Annotated in this window: 22 protein-coding genes; 14 read left to right on the forward strand and 8 right to left on the reverse strand. The window is 63.0% G+C overall.

Going from position 1 to position 25,183, the window contains the following annotated elements; all coding sequences use genetic code 11:
• Window positions 1–53: 53 nt before the first annotated feature.
• Together AC1Z3V_RS20955 and AC1Z3V_RS20960 are read right to left on the reverse strand one after the other, a co-directional pair.
• On the reverse strand, window positions 54–749 hold the full coding sequence (locus AC1Z3V_RS20955) for a L,D-transpeptidase (protein ID WP_483501467.1): 696 nt from the start codon (window positions 747–749) through the stop codon (window positions 54–56).
• A 284-nt stretch (window positions 750–1,033) separates the two neighbouring features.
• Window positions 1,034–1,804: a L,D-transpeptidase gene (locus AC1Z3V_RS20960; protein WP_483501468.1), complete on the reverse strand. Its 771-nt coding sequence runs from the start codon at window positions 1,802–1,804 to the stop codon at window positions 1,034–1,036.
• A 247-nt stretch (window positions 1,805–2,051) separates the two neighbouring features.
• Here AC1Z3V_RS20960 and AC1Z3V_RS20965 point away from each other — a divergent pair, with 247 nt between their 5' ends.
• Window positions 2,052–2,696, forward strand: a complete 645-nt coding sequence (locus tag AC1Z3V_RS20965) for a DNA-3-methyladenine glycosylase I (protein ID WP_483501469.1) — start codon at window positions 2,052–2,054, stop codon at window positions 2,694–2,696.
• A gap of 75 nt (window positions 2,697–2,771) precedes the next feature.
• On the opposite strand, the gene copM is transcribed toward AC1Z3V_RS20965, so the two are convergent.
• Both copM and AC1Z3V_RS20975 read right to left on the reverse strand, forming a co-directional pair.
• On the reverse strand, window positions 2,772–3,158 hold the full coding sequence (gene copM, locus AC1Z3V_RS20970) for a CopM family metallochaperone (RefSeq protein WP_483501471.1): 387 nt from the start codon (window positions 3,156–3,158) through the stop codon (window positions 2,772–2,774).
• A 183-nt stretch (window positions 3,159–3,341) separates the two neighbouring features.
• The gene (locus AC1Z3V_RS20975; RefSeq protein WP_483501472.1) at window positions 3,342–3,770 is read right to left on the reverse strand and encodes a hypothetical protein; all 429 of its coding nucleotides are present in this window, start codon (window positions 3,768–3,770) and stop codon (window positions 3,342–3,344) included.
• Between the two features lie 433 nt (window positions 3,771–4,203).
• Here AC1Z3V_RS20975 and hisS point away from each other — a divergent pair, with 433 nt between their 5' ends.
• From hisS to AC1Z3V_RS21005, 6 genes are all read left to right on the forward strand, one after another.
• Complete coding sequence (hisS, locus tag AC1Z3V_RS20980; RefSeq protein ID WP_429812262.1) at window positions 4,204–5,715, forward strand: histidine--tRNA ligase; 1,512 nt, start codon at window positions 4,204–4,206, stop codon at window positions 5,713–5,715.
• A 5-nt stretch (window positions 5,716–5,720) separates the two neighbouring features.
• Window positions 5,721–6,863, forward strand: a complete 1,143-nt coding sequence (locus tag AC1Z3V_RS20985) for an ATP phosphoribosyltransferase regulatory subunit (protein ID WP_483501474.1) — start codon at window positions 5,721–5,723, stop codon at window positions 6,861–6,863.
• Window positions 6,860–7,555: an ATP phosphoribosyltransferase gene (gene hisG, locus AC1Z3V_RS20990; RefSeq protein WP_483501476.1), complete on the forward strand. Its 696-nt coding sequence runs from the start codon at window positions 6,860–6,862 to the stop codon at window positions 7,553–7,555. The genes AC1Z3V_RS20985 and hisG overlap by 4 nt, the downstream gene beginning before the upstream one ends.
• 158 nt (window positions 7,556–7,713) lie before the next feature.
• A complete protein-coding gene (locus AC1Z3V_RS20995) occupies window positions 7,714–8,421 on the forward strand; it encodes a glutathione binding-like protein (protein WP_483501478.1) in 708 nt (235 codons plus the stop codon).
• 88 nt (window positions 8,422–8,509) lie between these two features.
• Window positions 8,510–9,733: an NAD(P)/FAD-dependent oxidoreductase gene (locus tag AC1Z3V_RS21000; RefSeq protein WP_483501480.1), complete on the forward strand. Its 1,224-nt coding sequence runs from the start codon at window positions 8,510–8,512 to the stop codon at window positions 9,731–9,733.
• A 208-nt stretch (window positions 9,734–9,941) separates the two neighbouring features.
• The gene (locus AC1Z3V_RS21005) at window positions 9,942–12,740 is read left to right on the forward strand and encodes a bifunctional diguanylate cyclase/phosphodiesterase (RefSeq protein WP_483501481.1); all 2,799 of its coding nucleotides are present in this window, start codon (window positions 9,942–9,944) and stop codon (window positions 12,738–12,740) included.
• A gap of 111 nt (window positions 12,741–12,851) precedes the next feature.
• Here the strand turns inward: AC1Z3V_RS21005 and AC1Z3V_RS21010 are convergent, their stop codons facing one another.
• A complete protein-coding gene (locus AC1Z3V_RS21010; RefSeq protein ID WP_275022859.1) occupies window positions 12,852–13,301 on the reverse strand; it encodes a hypothetical protein in 450 nt (149 codons plus the stop codon).
• 147 nt (window positions 13,302–13,448) lie between these two features.
• Between AC1Z3V_RS21010 and AC1Z3V_RS21015 the strand changes: the two genes are divergently transcribed.
• Window positions 13,449–13,676, forward strand: coding sequence for a hypothetical protein (locus AC1Z3V_RS21015; protein ID WP_429812247.1), 228 nt, complete (start codon window positions 13,449–13,451; stop codon window positions 13,674–13,676).
• A 465-nt stretch (window positions 13,677–14,141) separates the two neighbouring features.
• Here the strand turns inward: AC1Z3V_RS21015 and groL are convergent, their stop codons facing one another.
• On the reverse strand, window positions 14,142–15,779 hold the full coding sequence (gene groL, locus AC1Z3V_RS21020) for a chaperonin GroEL (RefSeq protein WP_483501484.1): 1,638 nt from the start codon (window positions 15,777–15,779) through the stop codon (window positions 14,142–14,144).
• 62 nt (window positions 15,780–15,841) lie between these two features.
• A complete protein-coding gene (gene groES / locus AC1Z3V_RS21025) occupies window positions 15,842–16,138 on the reverse strand; it encodes a co-chaperone GroES (protein WP_012706990.1) in 297 nt (98 codons plus the stop codon).
• 237 nt (window positions 16,139–16,375) lie between these two features.
• Here groES and AC1Z3V_RS21030 point away from each other — a divergent pair, with 237 nt between their 5' ends.
• The 5 genes from AC1Z3V_RS21030 (at window position 16,376) to AC1Z3V_RS21050 (ending at window position 22,617) form a co-directional block, all read left to right on the forward strand.
• Complete coding sequence (locus AC1Z3V_RS21030; RefSeq protein WP_483501486.1) at window positions 16,376–17,224, forward strand: TIGR01459 family HAD-type hydrolase; 849 nt, start codon at window positions 16,376–16,378, stop codon at window positions 17,222–17,224.
• A 13-nt stretch (window positions 17,225–17,237) separates the two neighbouring features.
• A complete protein-coding gene (locus AC1Z3V_RS21035; RefSeq protein ID WP_483501488.1) occupies window positions 17,238–18,224 on the forward strand; it encodes a bifunctional riboflavin kinase/FAD synthetase in 987 nt (328 codons plus the stop codon).
• Between the two features lie 241 nt (window positions 18,225–18,465).
• Window positions 18,466–21,375: an isoleucine--tRNA ligase gene (gene ileS / locus AC1Z3V_RS21040; RefSeq protein WP_483501490.1), complete on the forward strand. Its 2,910-nt coding sequence runs from the start codon at window positions 18,466–18,468 to the stop codon at window positions 21,373–21,375.
• Between the two features lie 127 nt (window positions 21,376–21,502).
• Window positions 21,503–22,123 (forward strand): hypothetical protein, encoded by a 621-nt coding sequence (locus AC1Z3V_RS21045; protein WP_483501491.1) that lies wholly within the window; start codon window positions 21,503–21,505, stop codon window positions 22,121–22,123.
• A gap of 14 nt (window positions 22,124–22,137) precedes the next feature.
• Window positions 22,138–22,617 (forward strand): GNAT family N-acetyltransferase, encoded by a 480-nt coding sequence (locus AC1Z3V_RS21050; RefSeq protein WP_429812233.1) that lies wholly within the window; start codon window positions 22,138–22,140, stop codon window positions 22,615–22,617.
• Between the two features lie 51 nt (window positions 22,618–22,668).
• On the opposite strand, the gene AC1Z3V_RS21055 is transcribed toward AC1Z3V_RS21050, so the two are convergent.
• Complete coding sequence (locus AC1Z3V_RS21055; protein ID WP_483501493.1) at window positions 22,669–23,118, reverse strand: nucleoside deaminase; 450 nt, start codon at window positions 23,116–23,118, stop codon at window positions 22,669–22,671.
• Between the two features lie 73 nt (window positions 23,119–23,191).
• On the opposite strand from AC1Z3V_RS21055, the gene AC1Z3V_RS21060 reads away from it, so the two are divergent.
• Entirely contained in the window at window positions 23,192–25,177 is a 1,986-nt protein-coding gene (locus AC1Z3V_RS21060; RefSeq protein ID WP_483501494.1) for a pseudouridine synthase, read from the forward strand.
• Window positions 25,178–25,183: the final 6 nt, after the last annotated feature.

The raw sequence follows: 25,183 nt of genomic DNA on the forward strand, positions 1-25,183 counted from the left end.
AGAAAAGGCCGGCTCCGCGAGGAACCGGCCTTTTATGGGGGCCCGGAGGGCTATCAGCCGCCGAAGATCTGGCGGAAGATATCGACGCCGCGATCGTCGAAATAGGTGTCGCCCGGCTTGCTGCCCGGGCCGATGACGATGACCTTGGTGCCGATATCGGCACGGTCGTAGAGGTGCTCCACGTCCTCGTTCATCATGCGGATGCAGCCCGACGACATGTTCTGGCCGATCGTCCAGGGCTGGTTGGTGCCATGGATGCGGAAGATCGTGTCGCGGCCGCCCTTGTAGAGATACATGGCGCGCGCGCCGAGCGGGTTGTCGATGCCGCCTTCCTGGGTCATCGGCAGGATACGGCCCTTGGCGGCTTCGCGACGACGCATTTCGGCCGGCGGCGTCCAGGTCGGCCATTCGGCCTTGCGGCCGACCTTCACGACACCCGACCAGCCGAAGCCATCGCGGCCGACGCCGATGCCATAGCGCGTCGCGCGGTTCGGGCCGTCGATGTAGTAAAGGTACTTGTTGTTGGTATCGACGATGATCGTGCCGGGGGCTTCGTCGGTGCGGAAGCGAACCTTGGTGCGCCAGTATTGCTTTGCCGGCTTCTTCGGCATGGCCACGAGTACAACGTCGGATGACTTGACTTTGGGACCTGTGGCTGGCGTCGGCGTGAAAGCCGAGGCGCTGGTGGCGGCAAGAATAGTGCTGGTCGCGATGGCGATCGCGACCGCTTTGCTGGCAAGACGCTTCATATACGATTCCCTCTGAACCCTCGTTGCAGGCAGGCTATGCAAAATGCGGCGAAGTTCAAGCCTGCGATACCGCCGGCGGGCCGCCGGACTTATATCTGTTCATGCTGCTGTTGCCTGAAAATCACGCGTGCAGCGCCGCGCGTCGTATTAGACGCGCAAAGGTCGCTGCAGCACTTTAAGTTGCTGCCTGCTTTTGTCCTCAAATCGGAGACGACTTAAGGAAACATGCGGCAGGCAACAGCAACACGTGCGAGGGTCGGGAAATATTCTATGCTATGCTCCAACTATATGACGATAACCCTCGTGCCCACCTTCACGCGCTCATAGAGGTCGACGACATCTTCGTTGCGCATGCGGATGCAACCGGAGGAAACGGCATAGCCGATCGTCCAGGGCGCATTGGTGCCGTGGATCCGGTAGAGCGTCGAGCCGAGATACATGGCGCGCGCGCCAAGCGGGTTTTCCGGGCCGCCGTCCATGCGCGCCGGCAGATAGTGGCCCTTGGCCGCTTCGCGGGTGATCATCTCCTGCGGTGGCGTCCAGCTCGGCCATTCCGCCTTGCGGGTGACCTTGTGAGCGCCTGCCCATTCGAAGCCCGGCTTGCCGACGCCGACGCCATAGCGCCGTGCCTCGCCGTTGCCGGTCACCAGATAGAGAAAGCGGTTGTTGGTATCGATGACGATCGTGCCCGGCTTTTCCTTGGTCTCATAGGAGACCGTCTGCGGCAGGAACTGCGGGTCGAACTTCGACTTCACCGGGCGCTGGGCGCGCATGGCATTGGCCGGCTGGATCAGCGGGTTGACGACGCGACGTTTCACCTGCGGCTGCGCGAGCTGTCCCTGATAATACTGTTTTCGGGTGGCCGCCGGAATCTGCTGCCGGTAGATGACCTGCCGCGTGCCGGCCTGTTGCCCGCCGAGCTGCATCACCCAGGGGGCGGTGAGATCGGGGCTGACGACGACCGGAGGCCGGTTCTGGTACCGGTCCTGGGCTACGGCCGAGCCGGCAAAAAGGGTCAGAACGGAGGCGGCTATAAGAAGGGGCTTTTTCAACATCGGACGGACTCGCTACCTTTCGCCGAAATTCATCAAAGGGGCGCAGACAGCCGAAGAACCGGACGCTCGAGCGGGGGTATGCGCCTTGGCAATGGCGCGATCGTGTCACCGGGGAGCCACCGAATGGTAAACGGCGCTTCATTAAAAGGCGAAGGTGCCGATAAAGCTTTGGGTAGGGTTATCCGTCGCTTTAGGAATCTGGTTTGTAAATGGTAAAAGGCAGGAAAATGAACAGGATGGAGCGGGCATGACGGTCAAAGGCATAGTGATTGGTGAGGACGGACTTCAGCGCTGCGCCTGGCAGGGCAACCTCGACGACTATCGTCGCTACCACGACGACGAATGGGGACGCCCGGTCGTCGACGACCGCCGCCTGTTCGAGAAGATCTGCCTCGAAGGCTTCCAGTCCGGCCTGTCATGGCTCACGATCCTGCGCAAGCGCGAGGCGTTCCGCGCGGCCTTCGCCGGCTTCGATTTCGACAAGGTCGCGACATTTGATGAGACGGATATCGAACGCTGCCTCGCCGATACCGGTATCGTGCGCCATCGCGGCAAGATCGTTTCGACCATCAACAATGCCCGTCGCGCCCAGGAGCTCAGGCAGGAATTCGGTTCTCTCGCGAGCTATTTCTGGTCATACGAACCACAGGCGGCCGAGCGCCCGGCAAAGGTGACCTATGAGGCGATCGTCGCCAATCCGACGACGCCGACCTCTATCCGGATCTCGAAGGACCTGAAGAAGCGCGGCTGGACTTTCGTCGGCCCGACAACGATCTACGCCTTCATGCAGGCCATGGGCCTCGTCAACGATCACATCGAGGGCTGCCATTGCCGCGCGGTCGTGGAGGAGATGCGAGACAAGCTTGTCAGGCCTCTGGGCCGGGTGGCCTGACAGGGGCGCGACCCGACCCCGCTAAGACAGACCCGGCTGACTGGTTGTTCAAACCCGGCTGATGGGCGTTGTCGTTCAGCCGCCGTTCTTCGCAAGCCATTCCTTCATCAACTTGATCTCGCCTTCCTGCGCCTTGATGATCTCTTCCGCCAGTTTGCGGATCGTTTCATCCTTGCCGTATTCGAGCTCGACCCTGGCCATGTCGATCGCGCCCTGGTGGTGGGCGATCATGCCGCGCACGAAGTCGATATCCGTCTTGCCGGTATAGGCGATGTCCATGTCCTTGTGCATGCGGGCATTGGCTTCGGCAAAGGCCCTGCTCGAAGGCGAGGCGTCGGCCGCCGGGCTCTGAGCCTCCGCCGAGCCGTGATGCATGCTGTCGTGGCTCGTGTCTTCGGCCGCTGCCGGAAAGGCGAGGCAGGCGGTGAGCGCGAGGGCCGTTGTCAGCGGTTTCAGCGACATGATGTTTCCTTCCTTCTGCAATCGGTCGGCCCTTGAGGAGCGCCGCCGAGGCGTAATCCTTGGAGCCGTTCAACCTACTGCATATCTCGGTTTGAGGACGAAGACATGCAGCAGATCGAAGTCCTACAGCGACCTTTGCGCGGTGCCATAGGGAAGGGGTGTCAGCGCTTTCAAGCTCTGCGCTCAAGCGCAGAGCATCACGCACTCGCGCGGAAGGGCGAAGACGCCTTGCAGCAGATCCTTGCAGCCTGGTGTGTCGAGCACGGACCGGCCGACGCAATAGAGCTGCGCCGCTTGCGACGTCGGCGCACGCACCATGGCGGTAAAGCAGAACGAGGATGACGAGGAGGTCGCCTGTTCGAGAATGTTGAGCACGGTTGGGCGATCCTTTCGGTCATAGGCGCGCACCAGATCGATGACGCCGCAGGAAGGAGCGGAGGTGCCGAGTAAGGCGGAGGTGTGTTGGCCAAGCTGGAAAACGCCGGTTGCGAGATCGCAGCGCCAGGCTTCCTTGAGGTAGATCCCCTCGTCGAGGTGCCGTAGCCAATTGTCATGTGCGCCCAGATGTCCGGGCCGGATAGTCCCGCAACCAGGTGTCATGAATCTCAACATGATACCCATTTCCTCTCTTCGCTCCGCCCGCGCCACGTCTCCGCAGAAATCCGCCATTCCCAGTGAAATGGTTCGCCGTTCCATTTGCGGTTGGAGGCTTGGGTCCGATGCCCTCATTGCATCCGGCGTCATTCGCCGGTAAACGCTCCGGGATCCGGAGGATAACCGATCGCCTCCATGATCGAAACGTCGGCGATCGATCTGGCGATAAACTTTTGGTGATTGTTGCCGGTATAGTGCGCCTTATGGTTGAGGCAAGCGAGTTCCGACCGATAGAGGCAGGATCACCGGCTTCAGCTTCGCCTCGCACCCATGCTCCGTATAGCCTGCTGCGACCGGACCGGCGCGCGCTTTGCGCGGTCCAAACCCTTGCCGCCCCTGCCTTGATCCGATAGGGAAAGCAGCCAACACTCTGACAGTCCGGAATGCTCCCATGACCGAGAAACAGAAGAAACCGCAGAAGCTCAAGGCGCGCCTGCCGCGCGGCTTCGTCGATCGCTCCGCCGCCGATATCCGCGCGACCGACGAAATGATCGGCAAGATCCGTGCGGTCTACGAGCATTATGGTTTCGATCCGGTCGAAACGCCGCTGTTCGAATACACCGACGCGCTCGGCAAGTTCCTGCCCGACAGCGACCGTCCGAACGAAGGCGTCTTCTCGCTGACGGACGACGACGACCAGTGGATGTCGCTGCGCTACGACCTGACGGCGCCGCTCGCCCGCCACGTTGCCGAGAATTTCAACGAGATCCAGTTGCCGTTCCGCACCTACCGTGCCGGCTACGTTTTCCGCAACGAGAAGCCGGGCCCCGGTCGCTTCCGTCAGTTCATGCAGTTCGACGCCGATACGGTCGGTGCCGCAGGCGTCCAGGCGGATGCCGAAATGTGCATGATGATGGCCGACACCATGGAAGCGCTCGGCATCGCGCGCGGCGACTACGTGATCCGCGTCAACAATCGCAAGGTGCTCGATGGCGTCATGGAGGCGATCGGTCTTGGCGGCGACGACAAGGCCAATGCCCGCCTGACGGTGCTGCGCGCCATCGACAAGCTCGACAAGTTCGGGACGGAAGGTGTGCGACTCCTGCTCGGAGAAGGCCGCAAGGATGAAAGCGGCGACTTCACCAAGGGTGCCGGCCTCAGCGCCGAACAGATCGACAAGGTGCTCTTCTTCGTCGGCATCAAGGACTATGCCGAAAGTGCTGCCGAACTCGCCGCTCTCGTTGCGGGTACGTCAAAGGGCGGCGAAGGCGTCGAGGAGCTGAACACGATCCGCAGCCTGGTCCTAAGCGCCGGCTATGAGGCCGACCGCATCAAGATCGATCCCTCGGTCGTGCGCGGTCTCGAATATTACACCGGCCCGGTCTTCGAGGCCGAGCTGCAGTTTGCAGTCACCAACGAGAAGGGCGAAAAGGTCGTCTTCGGTTCGGTCGGCGGCGGCGGTCGTTATGATGGCCTCGTCTCGCGCTTCATGGGCCAGCCCGTCCCGGCAACCGGCTTCTCGATCGGCGTTTCCCGCCTGATGACGGCGCTCAAGAACCTTGGCAAGCTCGGCGCCTCCGAAGTGATCGCTCCGGTCGTCGTCTGCGTGATGGATCGCGACATCGAGAGCATGGGCCACTACCAGCGCTTCGTGCAGCAGCTTCGCCATGCCGGCATCCGCGCTGAAATGTACCAGGGCAACAAGAAGAATTTTGGCGATCAGCTGAAATATGCCGACCGTCGCGGCTCGCCGCTGGCGATCATCCAAGGGGGCGACGAGCGCGCCGCCGGTCTGGTACAGATCAAGGATCTGATCGAAGGCAAGCGCCTGTCGGGTGAGATCGAGGACAATGCGGCCTGGCGCGAAGCGCGGGTGGCCCAGGTTTCCGTTCCGACCGCCGAACTGGTCGGAAAGGTGCGCGAGATGCTGGCGGCTCAGGCCGAGGATCGGGCAAGGGGCTGACTGTCATGGCCCTCATCAATCTACCCGCCTTCGCCGACGAGCTGCTTGCCGAGTTCGAAAGCCTCGGCACGCTGCGTGTCGACACACCGGTGATCCAGCCGGCCGAACCATTCCTCGCCATGGCCGGCGAGGATCTGCGGCGTCGCATCTTCATGACCGAGAGCGAGACCGGCGAAAGCCTCTGCCTGCGCCCGGAATTCACCATTCCCGTCTGCCTGCGCCACATCGAGGCGGTGACCGGCACGCCGAAGCGCTACGCCTATCTCGGCGAGGTCTTCCGTCAGCGCCGCGAGGGCGGCAACGAATTCTACCAGGCCGGCATCGAGGATCTCGGCGACACCGATACTGCTGCCGCCGATGCGCGCGCTGTCGGTGATGCGATGCGTGTGGTTGCCAACCGCCTGCCGGGACGGCGCCTCAACGTCACGCTGGGCGACCAGGCGGTGTTCGAAGCCGTCGTCGGCGCCTGCGGCCTGCCGGCCGGCTGGCAGAAGCGGCTGATCCATGCCTTCGGCGACCAGAAGCATCTGCAGAAGCTGCTCACGGAGCTCGCCCATCCCCGGACAGTCGGTGTCTTCGGTCCTGAAGTGGTACGCCTGTCGATGGACGGACTGCTTGAAGATGAAGCCCGCCTCGTCGCCCATATCGGCGAGACGATGGAGGCGACCGGCTACTCCACCAATGCCAGCCGCTCGCCCGAGGACATCGCCCGGCGGCTGAAGGAGAAGATGGAACTGGCGAACACGCGGCTCGATCGCAAGACGCTGGATCAGGTTGGCGCGTTCCTGGCGCTCGACGTGCCGCTCGCCGATGCTCCGGCCGCGCTCTACGCCTTCGCCAAGAAGTCCGGCCTCAAGCTCGATGACGCGCTCGTCCGCTTCGATGCCCGTGTCGCCGCGCTTTCCAAGACCGGTGCCGACATCGGCGCGATCCGCTATCGCGCCGCCTTCGGTCGTCCGCTCGACTATTACACCGGCCTCGTCTTCGAGGTGGAAGTCGCCGGTCTCCAGGCGGTGCTGGCCGGTGGAGGGCGCTTCGACCGGCTGCTGACGCTGCTCGGCGCCCGTGAACACATTCCGGCCGTCGGTTTCTCGCTCTGGCTCGACCGCATCGAAAAGGCGATTGCCTCTGAGGGAGGCGCTCAATGACCATCACCATCGCGCTGCCGTCCAAGGGGCGGATGAAGGATGACGCCTCGGCGATCTTCGAACGGGCCGGCATGAAGATCGTCGCCGTCGGCAACGATCGCTCCTATCGCGGCCGGGTCGAAGGCGCGGACGACGTGGAGATCGCGTTCCTCTCGGCTTCGGAGATTTCCCGCGAACTCGGCAGCGGCTCGATCGATTTCGGCGTCACCGGCGAGGATCTCGTGCGCGAGGGGCTCGCCAATGCCGATGCCCGCGTCGAGTTCTGTGCCCGTCTCGGATTCGGTCATGCCGATGTCGTCGTCGCGGTGCCGGAGATCTGGTATGACGTCGACACCATGGCCGATCTCGGCGACGTTGCTGCGGACTTCCGCGCGCGCCATGGCCGCCGCCTGGCGATCGCCACCAAATACTGGCGACTGACGCAGAATCATTTCTCGGGAAGCCACGGCATTCAACTCTATCGCATCGTCGAAAGCCTCGGTGCCACCGAAGGCGCGCCGGCGTCGGGCTCGGCCGACATTATCGTCGATATCACCTCGACGGGCTCGACGCTGAAGGCGAACCATCTGAAGATCCTGACGGACGGCGTGATCCTGCGTTCCGAGGCCTGCCTGGTGCGGGCGCGCAAGGCGAGCCATGACGGAAACCCGGTCGTGGCGCGGGTCATCGCGGCGGTTCGCGGCGTGCTCTGACGCTGCGAACGGGGCAGGGCGGGGCCTGCGGCAATCCCGGCGGCCCTGAGGACCTGCAATAATTAGGTAGGGCCCTCAAAAAGCGCGCCCTCCGCTCCTATGTAAGTCGCGCGCACGGCACACTGCCGTTCCCCGCCATTCCGTTCCAGGAGACCTTCATGGCCGATCTTTCCGCCTTCCCGATCACCAAGCGTTGGCCGGCGAAGAACCCCGATATCATCCAACTCTATTCGTTGCCGACGCCGAATGGCGTGAAGGTCTCGATCGCGCTCGAAGAGCTGGGCCTCGCCTACGAGCCTCACCGGATCGCCTTCGATGCCAACGAGCAGAAATCGCCGGAGTTCGTCTCGCTCAACCCGAATGGTCGCATCCCTGCGATTATCGATCCCAACGGTCCGGATGGAAAGCCGATCGGCCTCTTCGAGTCCGGCGCGATCCTGATCTATCTGGCGGAAAAGACCGGCAAGCTGCTGCCGGCCGATGCGGCCGGCCGCTACGAGACCATCTGTTGGGTGATGTTCCAGATGGGTGGCGTCGGCCCGATGCTCGGCCAGTTCGGCCATTTCTTCAAGTTTGCCGCCGACAAGGTCGCCAACAATTCCTATCCCGTCGAGCGCTACCGCGACGAATCGAAGCGCCTCCTCGGCGTGCTCGAAGCGCGCCTTGAGGGGCGGCAATGGCTGATGGGGGACGATTACACGATCGCCGACATCGCCACCTTCCCCTGGGTTGAAGGCGCACGCAGGTTCTATGGCGGTGCCGAGGTGCTCGATTACAAGAGCTTTCCGAACGTGATGGCCTGGGTCGAGCGCGGCCTGTCGCGCCCGGCGGCTCTAAAGGGCATGGAAGTGCCGCGCAAGGAATAGCAACAACCGTGGCCATGTGCCCGAGTTGACGAAGCTCGGGCGCAAGGCTAGGCCTTGCCGTACATTGAACAAGAAGCAGGTGAGAAGCGTGTCGGGAAGGCTTGTTGTTGTCGGTGGCGGTCAGGCCGCCTTTGCCCTGGTTGCGAAGCTCCGTGCCCTGAAGGACGAGCGGCCGATCACCATCGTCGCCGCCGAAGCGAGCCTGCCCTATCAACGCCCGCCGCTTTCGAAGAAATATCTTCTGCGCGAGATGAGCCTCGATCGGCTGCTCTACCGGCCGGAAGCCTGGTACGGCGAGCACAACGTCGACGTGCGGCTCGAGACGACCGTGACCGGCCTCGATCGCGCCGCCAAGCGCGTGACGCTCAGCGATGGGACCTTGCTCGAATACGAGGTGCTGGCCTTTGCCACCGGCGCCACGCCGCGGCGCTTGCCGGCTTCCGTCGGCGGCGACCTCGAGGGCGTGTTCGTCGTGCGCGACTTCAGGGATGCGGATCGCCTTGCCGAGGAAATGAAGCCCGGCCGGCGCGCCCTCGTCGTCGGCGGCGGTTACATCGGTCTTGAAGCGGCCGCCGTCGCCCGGACCTGCGGGCTCGAAGTCACGGTCATCGAAATGGCCGACCGCATCCTGCAGCGCGTCGCCTCGTCGGCGACGTCCGGTCTCGTGCGTGACATCCACCAGGCCCGCGGCGTCGATATCCGCGAGGGTACCGGCCTCAATCGTCTCGTCGGCGCGAACGGCCGGGTGACCGCAGCGGAACTGTCGGACGGATCGACCTTGCCCGTCGACGTCGTCATCGTCGGGATCGGCGTCACCGCCAACGACCGCCTGGCCCATGATGCCGGGCTTGAAACCGCCGGCGGCATCGTCGTCGATGCCTTCGGGCGAACCGGCGACCCTGCGATTTTCGCCATGGGCGATTGTGCCGTGCTTCCCTGGGAAGGCCTGCGCATCCGCTTGGAATCGGTGCAGAACGCCGTCGACCAGGCCGAGGCCGTCGCGGCGATCCTTGCCGGCGGCGTACATCCCTATGAGCCCAAGCCGTGGTTCTGGTCCGATCAGTACGACGTCAAGCTGCAGATCGCCGGCTTTGGGCTCGGCCATGACGAAACGATCGTCAGACCCGGCCAGCGCGAGGGCAGCGTATCCGTATGGTACTTCAAGCAGGGACGCTTGATCGCGGTCGACGCGATCAATGACGCCAAGGCCTATGTGACCGGCAAGAAGCTGCTTGAAACCGGCATCAATCCGGACCGGGCCGTCATCGCCGACCCGCAATCGGACCTCAAGGCGCTGGTGTCTCAGGCATAGGGCCACGCCTGGCGGCGCTGCGCATCCGGTGCGACCTGGAGGCGGTCCGGTTCAATTTTCGTTAACGACGAAACGATTGTTTTCCCTCGCAATTTGCGAGGCAGAACTGCGATTTATCATTTCCTTAAATCACAATGCGCCAACACAGGCCGCTAAACTGGAGGCGAGAGGTCTCGTTTCTCAGCGGTTGTTGATTTGGGCGATTGCGATGTTCAAGGTTCTTACATGCCTCGTGGTGGAGCATAATCCGAAGCTGGTCGCGTTGGCGGCGCTCATATGCTTCCTGTCCAGCTACGGCGCGGTGACGCTGTTGCAGCGCGCCCGTGGATCGTCCGGCAAGGCGCGGGCGATCTGGGCGGTGGCGGCAGGCATTGCAAGCGGCTTCGGTATCTGGGCCACGCACTTCATCGCCATGCTGGCCTACGATCCCGGTGTCGTCCTCGGCTACCAGATGGACCTGACGGCCCTGTCGTTGGCCATTGCGATCGTACTGACCACGACGGCGCTGCTGATCGCGACCCGTCTGCAGGATCCGCTGGCCTGGATTGCCGGTGGCCTGGTGCTCGGCGCCGGCGTTGCCTGCATGCATTTCCTCGGCATGGCCGCCCTCGACGTGCCCGGCAACCTGCGCTGGGACGCCACGCTTGTTGTCGCGTCGATCGTGCTCGGCTCGCTGTTCGACATCGGCGCACTCAACACGATTGCCCGTGTCGGCAAGCCGCTGAAGGCGAAGATCATCGCGACGCTCCTGATGACGCTCGGCATCGTCGCTTTGCATTTTACCGCCATGGGCGCCGTGACGATCGAGGTCGGTCTTCTCACTCCGCCCCTTGAAGGCATGATCCAGCCACATCTCCTCGCCTTCGTCATCGCCGGAACCGCCTTCTTCCTCCTGTCCCTGGTGCTGGTTGCGGCCGGCTTTGCCCATCATGCCGAGCTCTCCGCCGCCGCCGCCGAACGCGAATTCACGCGCTTCGTCCGCAGCGTGAAGGACTACGCCATCTACATGCTCGACATCGATGGCCGTGTGGCGAGCTGGAATGCCGGCGCCGAGGCCAACAAGGGCTATGCGGCCGAGGACATCATCGGCAAGAATTTCGCTTGCTTCTATTCCGAAGACGATCAGCGCAACGGTCTGCCGCGCCGCGCACTGGAGGCTGCGGTGGCCGAGGGCAAGTTTGAGAGCGAGGGTTGGCGCTATCGAAGGGACGGCTCGCGTTTCTGGGCGCATGTGGTGATCGACCCGTTCCTTGACGAAGACGGCAAGCACGCCGGCTTCATCAAGATCGTCAAGGACATAACCAAGACGAAGGCCGATGCCGATCGCATCGCCGAGGTTAGCAACAACCTCGATGTCGCGCTCGAGAACATGTCGCAGGGTATCTGCCTGTTCGACAGCGATGACCGGCTGCTGCTGTCGAACCGGCGCTGCCGCGAGATCTTCGGCTTTTCCGAGACGCTCGCCGGCAAAGGGCTCACCTTCCGTGAGATTCTCGACATTGTCTTCGCCCGCATTTACGCCGAGCCCGAAATTGCGCGGGCCAAGGCCGAGGAACTCTATCAGAAGCACCGGATCGAGATGGTTGGCAAGGGTGGGGGCGACATCGTCGAAAAGCTGGCGAATGGCCGTTCGATCCTGACCAAGCATCGGACCCTTCCCGATGGCGGCTGGGTCAGCACCTATGAGGACATCACCGAGCGGCTGGACACCGAGGAACAGATCACCTTCCTCGCCCGCCACGACAGCCTGACCGGCTTGCCGAACCGTCTTCAGTTCAACAGCTATCTCGAAGAAGAGCTGGATGCGGCAGCCTGGTTCAACCGCAAGGTTGCCGTCATCGGCATCGACCTCAACAAGTTCAAGGAAGTCAACGACCTGCATGGCCATGCCGCCGGCGATTTCGTTCTGGTGACGATTGCCCAGCGCGTGAAGGGGCTGCTGCAGGAGGGCGAGTTCGTAGCACGCCTTGGCGGCGACGAGTTCGCTGCGGTGAAGCGTTTCGAGGAACTGTCCGAGCTCAACGACTTCTTGCGCCGTATCGAAAAGAGCCTGCACGAGGAAATGCGCTTCGGCGATTTCGAGCTGAAGTCCGGCGGCAGCATGGGCGTCGCCATCTATCCTCAGGATGCGGAGACGGCCGATACGCTGATCAACAATGCCGACCTTGCGATGTACCGGGCGAAGGCCGCGCTCAACCAGACGGTCTGCTTCTACGAGGTCTCGATGGACGAGGCGGCGCGCCAGCGGCGCGCGCTCGCCAACGATCTCTGGGATGCCGTCGACAAGAACCAGCTTGCCTTGCACTACCAGGTGCAGAAGTCGGTGATGACCGGCACCGTCATCGGCTACGAGGTGCTGCTGCGCTGGCATCACCCCGAACGCGGAATGGTACCGCCGAACGAGTTCATCCCGCTCGCAGAGGAGTGCGGCGCGATCCTGCCGATCGGCGAATGGGTGTTGCGCGAAGCCTGCCGCGAGGCCGCAGGCTGGGCGAGCAACCACAAGATTGCCGTCAACCTGTCGCCGGTCCAACTCGCTAACGGCGATATCGTCAGCCTGGTGCAGGACGTGCTTGCCGAAACCGGGCTCGACCCGAACCGGCTGGAGCTCGAAATCACGGAATCGACGATCATCGACGACAAGGAGCGCGCGCTGCTGACGCTGCGTCAGATCAAGGAGCTCGGCGTGACGATCGCGATCGACGATTTCGGCACCGGATACTCCTCGCTCGAAACGTTGCGGTCGTTCCCCTTCGACAAGATCAAGCTCGACAAGAGCTTCATGTGGGAGGTGGAGGGCAGTCCGCAGGCCAAGGCGATCGTTCGCGCCATCCTGGCGCTCGGTCAGAGCCTGTCCGTGCCGGTTCTTGCCGAGGGCGTCGAGACGCAGAAGCAGCTCGATATCCTGCAGGCGGAAGGCTGCGACGAGGCACAAGGCTACCTGCTCGGACGCCCGGCCCCAATAACGCTTCTGCTTAACGGCGACGACGAGGCAGCCGCCGCCTGATCGGGCGGCGCATCATCAAGGCCGCGTCTGCGGCGATCGCTGATCGCGTACCATTTTTGCGGGGATTTCACGTCCTGTTGACGCCAACCGTCGGCAGGGCCAAGGCTTGCGCTATTGCCGCAGCAATGTCCGGCCGGCACCTTCCACCAGGAAGCGCGGGAAGAAGAAGACGCCGGTGATCGTGCCGGAATAGCGCTGTTCCAGGCCTGAGGATTCGCCGATGCAGAACAGGGGCTGTTTCTGGCCGTGTTCTTCGAGCGCGATCGTCGTCGAAAAGCAGAAGGACGAGCAGCTTGTCGCCGCCTGCTCGAAAAGTTCGAGCACGTGGTTGCGGTCGGCCGGATCGTAGCAGCGCACGAAATTGAGCAGGCCGCATTCGCCGTCGCGCAGGCCATGGATGGCGGCAGCCTTTTCGCCAAGCCGGAACAGTCCGGTGGACAAGTCACCCGACCATCCCTCCGACGCGCAGAACTGTTGCAGGAACTCATGGTGCGGCAGATCGAGGTGCGGCTGTCCCGGAGAGCCGAGGGGAACGGAATTTGCTCTCGTGATCTTGAACACGGTCTACCCCAGCAGCATTCCTGGGCACCCTATCGGCGCCTCAAGAAAACACGTCCCATTGTGCAAATCGCGCCCGCCATCGACCAATAGGGAAGCGCACGCCACTGACCGTGGGCGTTTCACCACTCGAAAGGTCGCGAGATAGTAATGAAGCTCTCCGACGAAGTGATTTCGCTGGAGAGGGCGGCTAAATTTGCGATTAAATACTTATATGCTTATCGTGATTTTCTCGAAGAGATTCCGGATACACGGTTAATACGAAAAAGCTTAAGCGATTGGCCGCCCGCCTTGATCCGCTATCCAGTCTCCTGTGAATCTCCGTTCACTTGGGGCGCTGTTATAGTTCGTTTTTTTTCGACTTCAACGGTTTTTTGAAGCCCGACTACAACCAGTGGAGTTTTTGTGCCCGCAGCTAGGCTGCCGGGTGCTCCGCCGAACAATGGTATTGATAAAAAACAAGAAAGGCGGCCCGAGGGCCGCCTTTCCGATCCAGATGGATCGATGTTGTGAAAGGCTTACGCCTTATCACATCATGTCCATGCCGCCCGTTCAGCGCGCTTGACGCGCTGAACCGCTTCAAGTGCATGGGCGAAGCTTTATGGACGATGCTGTGAAAGGCTTACGCCTTTATCACATCATGTCCATGCCGCCCGTTCAGCGCGCTTGACGCGCTGAACCGCTTTAAGTGCATGGGCGAAGCTTTATGGACGATGCTGTGAAAGGCTTACGCCTTTATCACATCATGTCCATGCCGCCCGTTCAGCGCGCTTGACGCGCTGAACCGCTTTAAGTGCATGGGCGAAGCTTTATGGACGATGCTGTGAAAGGCTTACGCCTTTATCACATCATGTCCATGCCGCCCATGCCGCCCATGCCGCCCGGCATTGCCGGAGCGTCCTTCTTCGGCAGTTCAGCGATCATGGCTTCCGTCGTGACGAGGAGGCCAGCAACCGAAGCTGCGTCCTGAAGGGCGGTGCGAACGACCTTGACCGGGTCGACGATACCCATGGCAATCATGTCGCCATATTCGCCGGTCTGGGCGTTGTAGCCGTAGTTGTCTTCGTTCTTGTCGAGGATCTTGCCGACAACGATCGAAGCTTCGTCACCAGCGTTTTCAGCGATCTGGCGGGCCGGAGCCTGCAGAGCGCGACGAACGATGTTGATGCCGGCTTCCTGGTCGTCGTTGACACCCTTGACCGAGATCTTGGAGGCCGAACGCAGCAGCGCGGTGCCGCCGCCCGGTACGATGCCTTCTTGAACAGCAGCGCGCGTCGCGTTGAGGGCGTCGTCGATACGGTCCTTCTTTTCCTTCACTTCGACTTCCGTCGAGCCGCCAACGCGGATCACGGCAACGCCGCCAGCGAGCTTGGCAAGACGTTCCTGCAGCTTTTCGCGGTCGTAGTCCGAGGTGGTTTCTTCGATCTGGGCCTTGATCTGGGCGACGCGGCCTTCGATGTCGCCCTTCTGGCCGGCACCGTCGACGATCGTCGTGTTTTCCTTGGAGATCGAAACCTTCTTCGCGCGGCCGAGCATGTCGAGCGTGACGTTTTCGAGCTTGATGCCGAGGTCTTCGGAGATAACCGTGCCGCCCGTCAGGATGGCGATGTCTTCGAGCATGGCCTTGCGGCGATCGCCGAAGCCCGGAGCCTTGACGGCAGCGATCTTCAGGCCACCACGCAGCTTGTTGACGACGAGCGTCGCAAGGGCTTCGCCTTCAACATCTTCAGCGATGATGAGGAGCGGCTTGCCGGTCTGGACGACAGCTTCGAGAACCGGGAGCATGGCCTGGAGGTTCGAGAGCTTCTTCTCGTGGAGGAGAACGAAGACGTCGTCGAGGTCAGCGACCATCTTTTCCGGGTTGGTGACGAAGTAGGGCGACAGGTAGCCGCGGTCGAACTGCATGCCTTCGACGACTTCGAGTTCGGTTTCGGCGGTCTTGGCTTCTTCAACCGTGATAACGCCTTCGTTGCCGACCTTCTGCATCGCTTCTGCGATGTCGAGGCCGATCTGACGTTCGCCGTTGGCCGAGATCGTGCCGACCTGTGCAACTTCTTCCGAAGTGTTGATCTTCTTGGCCTTGGCCTGGAGATCCTTGACGACTTCGCTGACGGCGAGGTCGATGCCGCGCTTCAGGTCCATCGGGTTCATGCCGGCAGCAACAGCCTTGGCGCCTTCACGAACGATCGCCTGGGCAAGAACGGTTGCGGTGGTGGTGCCGTCGCCGGCGATGTCGTTGGTCTTCGAAGCAACTTCGCGGACCATCTGGGCGCCCATGTTTTCGAACTTGTCTTCGAGTTCGATTTCCTTGGCGACCGATACGCCGTCCTTGGTGATGCGCGGAGCGCCGAAGGACTTGTCGATGATGACGTTACGACCCTTCGGGCCGAGCGTGACCTTTACGGCGTCAGCGAGGATGTCGACGCCACGCAGCATTTTTTCGCGCGCAGTGCGGCCGAACTTGATTTCTTTTGCAGCCATTTGAGAAAACTCCCGGGCTCATTGCCCATTGGTTGTCATGGAAAGGTGTGGACGACGGCCGATCAGCCGATGATGCCCATGATGTCGGCTTCCTTCATGATCAGAAGGTCTTCGCCGTTGATCTTGACTTCGGTGCCCGACCACTTGCCGAACAGGACACGGTCGCCAGCCTTGACGTCGAGTGGAACAACCTTGCCGCTTTCGTCACGAGCACCCGAGCCGACTGCCACGATTTCGCCTTCCTGCGGCTTTTCCTTGGCGGTGTCCGGAATGATGATGCCGCCCTTGGTCTTCTCTTCAGACTCGACGCGACGAACGACGACGCGGTCGTGCAACGGGCGGAAATTGGTGCTTGCCATTAGTCTAATCCCTCGATCAAATGACATTACGGATCGCTGACCGATCCGACGGATGGGTGTTAGCACTCTCTTTTGTCGAGTGCCAGCGACGCCGAAATAAGGCTCGCTCCGGAACGAGTCAAGGATTGGCCCTTAGATTTTTTGCCCGGGAAGGGTTCCCTTTTTCCAACGGCGACACTTGTATTCTTGTGCCTTCCTTGCCATGCAAGCCGGAAACCGTGTTTGCAGGAAGCCAGGATGGCCGCAAGGATCAACAGTTTTCGGGAAATCGCCGGACGCTACGACGTCGCGCTGTGCGATGTCTGGGGTGTTCTTCACAATGGCGTGCAGGCCTTCGCTTCCGCCTGCGAGGCGCTGGCCGAAGCGCGCGCGGCCGGTCTGACGGTGGTGCTGATCACCAATTCGCCCCGTCCGCATCCGGGTGTGAAGATCCAGATCCGCGGTCTCGGCGTTCCCGACGAAGCCTATGACCGGATCGTGACCTCGGGTGACGTGACGCGGGCGCTGATCGCCGCCGCCGACAAGAAGATCTTCTTCATCGGCGCCGAGCGCGACCTGCCGCTGCTCGAAGGTCTCGGAACGCAGATCGTGTCGTCGGAAGACGCTGAGACGGTCGTCTGCGCCGGTTTCTATGACGACGAGACCGAAACGCCGGAGCATTACCGCGCGACGCTGACGGGCCTCGCCAAGCGCGAGATCCCCTTCATCTGTGCCAATCCCGATCTGGTTGTCGAGCGCGGCCACAGGCTGATCCCTTGCGCCGGCGCAATCGCCAAGCTCTATGAGGAGTTGGGCGGAGAGGCCCGGATCGCCGGCAAGCCCTATATCGCCATCTACCGTGCGGCGCTGACCGAGGCGAAGGCCGTGCGCGGCGCGCTCGACCTGTCGCGCGTGATTGCCATCGGCGATGGCATGCCGACGGACGTCAAGGGTGCCCAGGATGCTGGCTTCGATCTGCTCTACATCAGCGCCGGCATCCACGCCCAGGAATACATGAACGAAAGCCGGACCGACGAGGCGAAACTGGCCGCCTTCCTGAAGAAGGAGGGCGCCTCGCCGAAGTATTGGATGCCGCGGCTCGCCTGACGGGAAGACGGAGATGACGGTATTTCATCGCAACGAGACCCGTGATCCGCTTCCGGAGCATCTGCGCGGCGGCGTCGTCGCGATCGGTAACTTCGACGGCGTGCACCGTGGTCACCAGTCGGTGCTCAATCGAGCGCTGGAAGAGGCGAAAGCGCGTGGTGTGCCGGCGCTGGTCCTGACCTTCGAGCCGCACCCGCGGACCGTGTTCCGTCAGGAAACCCCGGTCTTCCGGCTGACGCCGGCGCCGTTGAAGGCCCGTATCCTCGAAGGCATGGGTTTCGGCGCCGTCATCGAATATCCGTTCGATCGCACCTTCTCGCAGCTTTCCGCATCGGATTTCATCCATCGCATCCTGCTCGAATGGCTGCACGCCTCGCATGTCGTCACCGGCTTCGATTTCCACTTCGGCAAGGGCCGCGAGGGCGGTCCCGCCTTCCTGATGGCCGCCGGCGGCGACAACGGTTTTGGCGTGACGCTCGTCGATGCCTTCCGCGACGAAAACGCATCGGTCATCTCGTCGAGCTATGTCCGCTCGCTGCTCGGCGAAGGCGATGTCTCGCAAGCTGCCGGCATGCTCGGTTATCGCTACCTCGTCGAGGCGAAGGTAATCGGCGGCAAGAAGCTCGGCCGCGAGCTCGGCTTTCCCACCGCCAATATGCGGCTTGCGCCCGAGGTGGAGCTGAGGCCGGGCATCTACGCCGTGCGCTTCCGCCGGCCCGACGGTTCGCTCTATGACGGCGTCGCAAGCTTCGGGCGCCGCCCGACGGTCGACAGCGACGGCGAGCCATTGCTCGAAACCTTCGTCTTCGACTTTTCGGGCGATCTCTACGGCGAGATCTGTACGGTCACCTTCTTCGGCCACCTGCGCGACGAACTGAAGTTCGATGGGCTCGATCCGCTGGTGGCGCAGATCCGTCAGGACGAAGCCGAGGCGCGCGCGCTGCTCTCCGGTGTGCAGCCGCTCGGCGACATCGACCGCAGGCTCAACTTCGCCCGATAAATTTCGGCATTGGCGTAGTGGCGGACCTTTTCAAAAGGCGGAAAACGCCTTAAACAACCGGCCACTATGACCCGGCACCGTCGATTGATCATCGATCAGCGAATTATTGGCCCGGCCTTCCGCGCGCTTTAGTCAGCCGGAAGGTCCGGGATTTCGGCGTTTCCGACGCCCCAGTCATCTCTCGATACCGAGCCCATTGCGTATGCGCGACCCTTCGCGCGAAGAAGCGATTGCAAAGACCATGACCGACACCGCTGAAAAGATCGACTACTCCTCGACCCTCTACCTGCCGCAGACGGAATTCCCGATGCGCGCTGGCCTGCCGCAGAAGGAGCCGGAAACGGTGGCCCGCTGGCAGAAGATGGGCCTCTACAAGAAGCTGCGCGCCTCGGCCGCCGGCCGCGACAAGTTCGTGCTGCACGACGGTCCTCCCTATGCCAACGGCAACATCCATATCGGCCACGCGCTGAACAAGATCCTCAAGGACGTTATCAACCGCTCGTTCCAGATGCGCGGCTTCGACGCCAACTACGTGCCCGGCTGGGACTGCCACGGTCTGCCGATCGAGTGGAAGATCGAAGAGAAGTATCGCGAGAAGGGCCAGAACAAGGACGAGGTGCCGGTCAACGAGTTCCGCAAGGAATGCCGTGACTTCGCCTCCGGCTGGATCCAGGTCCAGGCCGAGGAGTTCAAGCGCCTCGGCATCGAGGGCGACTTCGACAATCCCTACACGACGATGAACTTCCACGCCGAAGCGCGCATCGCCGGCGAACTGATGAAGATCGCCAAGCTCGGCCAGCTCTATCGCGGCTCGAAGCCGGTCATGTGGTCGGTCGTCGAGCGCACCGCGCTTGCCGAAGCCGAAGTCGAATATGCCGATGTCGAAAGCGACATGATCTGGGTGAAGTTCCCGGTCACCGAAGGTCCGGACGCACTGTCCGGCGCCTTCGTCGTGATCTGGACGACCACGCCCTGGACCATCCCGGGCAACCGCGCCATCGCCTATTCCTCGCGCTACGCCTACGGCCTCTATGAAGTCGCGACAGCCGAGAACGACTTCGGTCCGCAGCCGGGCGAGAAGCTGATCTTCGCCAAGCGCCTTGCGGACGAATCCGCGGCCAAGGCCAAGCTCACCTTCAATTTCGTTCGTGACCTCGAAGCCGATGAACTGTCGTCCGTAACCTGCGCCCATCCGCTGCATGGTCTCGGCGGCGGCTATGCCTTCAAGGTGCCGCTGCTCGACGGCGACCACGTCACCGACGATGCCGGCACCGGTTTCGTGCACACGGCCCCGGGCCACGGCCGCGAGGACTTTGACGCCTGGATGGACAGCGCCCGTGCGCTCGAAGCCCGCGGGATCTCCTCGGCGATCCCGTTCACCGTCGACGACGCCGGCTACTTCACCGCGGACGCCCATGGCTTTGGCCCCGACGCCGAAGGCGGCGCCGGCCGCGTCATCGACGACAAGGGCAAGAAGGGCGACGCCAACGATCGCGTCATCAAGGCGCTGATCGCCCGTCACGCGCTCTTTGCGCGCGGTCGTCTGAAGCACTCTTATCCGCACTCCTGGCGTTCGAAGAAGCCGGTTATCTTCCGCAACACGCCGCAATGGTTTGTCTACATGGACAAGGCGTTCGGCGATGGCACGACGCTGCGCTCGCGTGCACTCTCGGCGATCGACGATACCCGCTTCGTGCCGGGCGCCGGCCAGAACCGCCTGCGCGCGATGATCGAGGGACGCCCGGACTGGGTTCTCTCGCGCCAGCGCGCCTGGGGCGTGCCGATCGCGATCTTCGCTGACGACCAGGGCGAGATCCTGATCGACGAGGCCGTCAACGCCCGCATCCTCGAAGCCTTCGAAAAGGAAGGTGCCGATGCCTGGTTTGCCGAAGGTGCCAAGGACCGTTTCCTCGGCAACGATCACGACCACGCCAAGTGGCACCAGGTCATGGACATCCTCGACGTGTGGTTCGATTCCGGTTCGACCCACACCTTCACGCTCGAAGACCGCCCGGATCTGAAGTGGCCGGCCGACGTCTATCTCGAAGGGTCGGACCAGCATCGTGGCTGGTTCCATTCCTCGCTGCTCGAGGCCTGTGCCACGCGCGGCCGCGCGCCCTACAACGCCGTTGTCACCCATGGTTTCACTATGGATGAGAAGGGCGAGAAGATGTCGAAGTCCAAGGGTAACACCGTCACGCCGCAGGAGGTGATGAAGGATGCCGGCGCCGACATCCTGCGCCTGTGGGTGATGACGACCGACTATTGGGAAGATCAGCGTCTCGGCAAGACGATCATCCAGACCAACATCGACGCCTATCGCAAGCTGCGCAACACGATCCGCTGGATGCTCGGCACGCTCGCCCACGACAAGGGCGAGGAGATCGCCTATGCCGACATGCCGGAACTCGAAAAGCTGATGCTGCATCGCCTGGCCGAGCTCGATCAGCTCGTGCGCGAAGGCTACGATGCCTTCGACTTCAAGAAGATCGCCCGTGCGCTGATCGATTTCTCGAACGTCGAACTCTCGGCCTTCTATTTCGACGTCCGCAAGGATGCGCTTTATTGCGACGCGCCGTCGAGCCTGCGCCGTCGGTCGGCGCTCGCGGTCATCGGCAAGCTCTTCGACTGCCTGGTTCTGTGGCTGGCGCCGATGTTGCCCTTCACCACGGAAGAAGCCTGGCTGTCGCGCAAGCCCGATGCGGTTTCGGTGCATCTCGAACAGTTCCCGGCAATCCCGGCGGAATGGAAGAACGATGCGCTCGAAGCCAAATGGGACAAGATCCGTGCGGTCCGCACCGTCGTCACCGGCGCGCTCGAGATCGAGCGCAAGGACAAGCGCATCGGTTCGTCGCTGGAAGCGGCACCGGTCGTCCACGTCGCCGATCCGGAGCTTTTGAAGGCGCTGGAAGGGCAGGACTTCGCCGAGATCTGCATCACCTCGGCCATCGTGATCGAAGCCACGGAAGGCCCGGCGGATGCATTCCGCCTCGCCGACGTGGCCAAGGTCAGCGTCGTGCCGAAGCTCGCAGAAGGTCAGAAATGCGCCCGTTCCTGGCGGATCACGACCGATGTCGGTTCCGACCCGCTCTACCCGGACGTGTCGGCCCGCGACGCCGCGGCCCTGCGTGAACTTGGTTTCAAGGCTTAACGCATTGTTACCGGATGAATTGCACTCGTTGCGTTCATCCGGTAAAACCTGCCCGAAATTTGGCGGATTTCTCCGCCATGGGCGCTTGAGTGGCCGCGCTGACCGGTGGCCGGCTGGAAGGAATCTCATGGAAATGACGCGAGAGTTGCGAGTGTTTGCCAGCGTGGCCGCCATTTTGACGAGCGGCCTTGTGCTTTCGGGCTGCATCGGCGGCCCGACCTACGGCACGGACAAGACCGCCGGCGAACAACTCATGGACGACCTCGGCAGCGTCGCCAGCTTCGGCCCGCCGAAGCGTGATCCGGTCAAGTATCAGCCGCGCCCAGGTCTCGTTCTGCCGCCGTCGGCGCAGCAGACCGCTCTCGTCGAGCCGCAGAAGTCGCTCGCCAGCCGTGAGGCGAACCCGGAATGGGTCGAGTCTCCGGAGGAGGTTCGCAATCGTCTGCGCGAAGAGGCCGACGCGAACAAGAACAACCCGAACTACGTTTCCCCGCTCGCCAAGGCCAGCGCCAACGGCCGCCGGCTCTCGGCCAAGGAGCAGCAGGAGGCCTATCGTGAAGCGCGCAAGATCGAGCAGGGCGCCTATTCCGACAAGCGCCGCTTCCTGAGCGATCCGCCGCTCGAATATCGCCGCCTGCCGGAGGGCACCGAGACCGATCTTGGTGAGCCGGAGAAGGACAAGGAGCGCCGCCGCAAGAAGGAGGCGCAGATCAAGAACACCGGCACCAAGTGGTACTGGCCCTTCTAAGCTGCGTATAAGCCATGACGATCACCATTCGCGATGCTCGCCCGGAAGACGCGGAAACCATCCTGCGCTTCATCACCGAACTTGCCGTTTACGAGAAGGAGCCTGACGCCGTCGAGGCGACAGTCGAGATGCTGCAGGCCTCGCTCTTCGGCCCGGGTGCCATAACCCGTGCCGTGATCTGCGAGAAGGACGGCAAGCCTGCGGGCTTCGCCATGTGGTTCTACAACTACTCGACCTGGCAGGCGCGCAAGGGCCTCTACCTTGAGGACCTCTACGTCACGCCGGATTGCCGCGGCTCGGGTGCCGGCAAGATGCTGCTGAAGCATCTCGCGAAAATTGCCGTCGACGAAGGCTGCGGCCGCTTCGAATGGAGCGTGCTCGACTGGAACGAGCCGGCGATCCGGGTCTACGAGTCGGTTGGCGCCGAGCCGATGTCCGAATGGACGCGCTACCGGCTGGCCGGCGCGGCCCTCGAAAGTTTCGCGGCCGACTGAGGCGATTTCAACAAAAATTGAAGCGGGATCTCGTGAGAGCCCGGACCGGTTTCACCGCTTGCCGGCGAAGAAGTCCCTGAGGATCTCGGCGGCCTCGCGCTCGGCGAGGCCCGAATAGACGTCAGGCACGTGATGGCAGGTGGGCGAGCCGAAGAAGCGCACGCCGCTGTCGACCGCACCGCCCTTCGGGTCGTCCGCGCCGTAGTAGAGGCGGCGGATCCGGGCGAACGAAATTGCCGCGGCGCACATGGTGCAGGGTTCGAGCGTGACGTAGAGATCGGCGCCCGTCAGCCGTTCGTCCTCGAGGGCGGCCGCAGCCTCGCGGATGGCGACGATCTCGGCATGTGCGGTCACGTCGTTGAGTTCACGGGTGCGATTGCCTGCGCGGGAGATGATCTGACCATCGAAAACGACCACGGCGCCGATCGGTACTTCGCCGCGCTCTGCCGCCTTCCTGGCCTCCTCAAGGGCCGCATCCATGAAGCGTGTCGTATCAGTCATCGCTCAAACAATAATTTCTCTTAACCCACGGGCCGCGACCTGATAGGACAGCCGCAAAAGGCAGGCAACACAAATGACATCCAAAGACAAGCCCACGCGGCCTGGCGGCAAGTCCGCCGGCCGGGACAAGAAACCGCATTTCGCCGACAAGAAGGCTGGAGCACCGAAAAAGGTTGCCGGCTCGAAGACTTTTGGCGCCAAGACCTCCGGGCCGAAGGCTTCCGGCCCCAAGTCTGGCGCTTCGCGTCCGGTCAGGGAGCGCCCGAACGCGGCTGCTCCGGGTATCGACGAACCGCAACGCATCTCCAAGATCCTGGCACGCGCCGGTGTCGCCTCGCGCCGCGATGTCGAGCGCATGATCATGGAAGGTCGCATCAAGCTGAACGGCGTCATTCTCGACACGCCGGTCGTCAACGCGACGCTAGCCGATGCGATCGAAGTCGATGGCCAGCCGATCCGCGGCATCGAGCGCACCCGCCTCTGGCTCTATCACAAGCCGGCCGGCCTGGTGACCACCAATGCCGATCCGGAAGGCCGCCCGACCGTATTCGACAACCTGCCTGACGAGTTGCCGCGCGTCCTGTCGATCGGCCGCCTCGACATCAACACCGAGGGCCTGCTGCTGCTGACCAATGATGGTGGTCTTGCCCGCGTGCTCGAGCTGCCTTCGACCGGCTGGCTGCGCCGCTACCGCGTGCGCGCCCACGGCGACGTCGATCAGGCGGCGCTTGACCGGCTGAAGGACGGCATCGCCGTCGATGGTGTGCTCTACGGCGCGATCGAGGCGACGCTGGACCGGGTCCAGGGCTCGAACGTCTGGATCACCATGGGTCTGCGTGAAGGCAAGAACCGCGAAATCAAGAACGTGCTTGGCGCCCTCGGTCTCGACGTCAACCGTCTCATCCGTATTTCCTATGGACCTTTCCAGCTCGGCGAATTGCCGGAGGGACATGTCCAGGAAATCCGTGGCCGTACGTTGCGTGATCAGCTTGGACCGCGCCTGATCGAGGATGCCAAGGCGAATTTCGACGCGCCGCTCTACAACGACCAGGCGGCTACGACCGCGCGGGACCAGCACGAAGAGGATGAGCCCGAGCAGCGCAGGAGCAGTCGCTGGGAAAAGCCCGAAGACAAGCGCGAGCGTGCTCTGGCACGGCTCGACACGCGCCGCGACGATCGCCGTGACGGCAAGCGCGGCAGCCGTGATCGTGACGAGCGTGACAGCAAGTTCGAAGATCGGCCGAAGCGCGCGCCGGCTACGCGTGCCCGCACGGCCAATGTCTGGATGGCGCCTGGTGCCCGTCCGCTGGCCGAGAAGAAGCCGAAATCCGTTGACGGCGACGCCACCGAGAAGCCCGTCCGTCGCGAGCGTCCGGAAGGCGCGCCGAAGACCAAGCGCTATGGCCGCAACAAGGACGGGCTGGCAACGAAGACAACAAGCAAATTCGATCCCGACCGCAAGGGCGGCGCCAAGGATTTTGCACGCGCCGACAAGCCGGCTCGCCCGTTCGTCAAGAGCCGCGACGAGGACGGCGAGTGGATCAGCGCCGCCGAGCCGGTGCGCCGTCGCGACGAAGGCAGGGATGGCGGCTTCGGTCGCCGCCGGTCTTTCGAAGGTGGCGAACGCAATTCGCGCGATCACGGCGATCGTCCGCCGCGCCGCGAGGGTGGTGATCGGCCGCGTGGAGATCGTCCAGCCCGTGCTGAGGGCGGCGAACGCAGCCGCTTCGACAAGCCGCGTTCCCCGCGCGCCGAGGGTGATCGGCCGCGTCGTGAAGGCGCAGACCGGTCGCGTGGCGACCGTCCGGCCCGGGCAGAAGGTGGTGAACGCGTTCGCTCCGACCGGCCGCGCGCACCCCGCACGGAGGGCGATCGTCCCTTCGGCGACAAGCCGCGTGGAAAGCCGTTTGGTAAACCCTCCGGTGGCAAGCCGGCTGGCGGCAAGTCCTTCGGCGCACGGTCTGGTGCACCCCGCGGCGGTAAGCCTGGGGGCAAACCCGGCGGTCGGCCTGGTGGCGCCCGTCCGGGCGGTGGCAAGCCGCGCGGCAAGGGGAACTAACGGGTC

The sequence above is a fragment of the Ensifer sp. 38_S197 genome, from assembly GCF_056924495.1.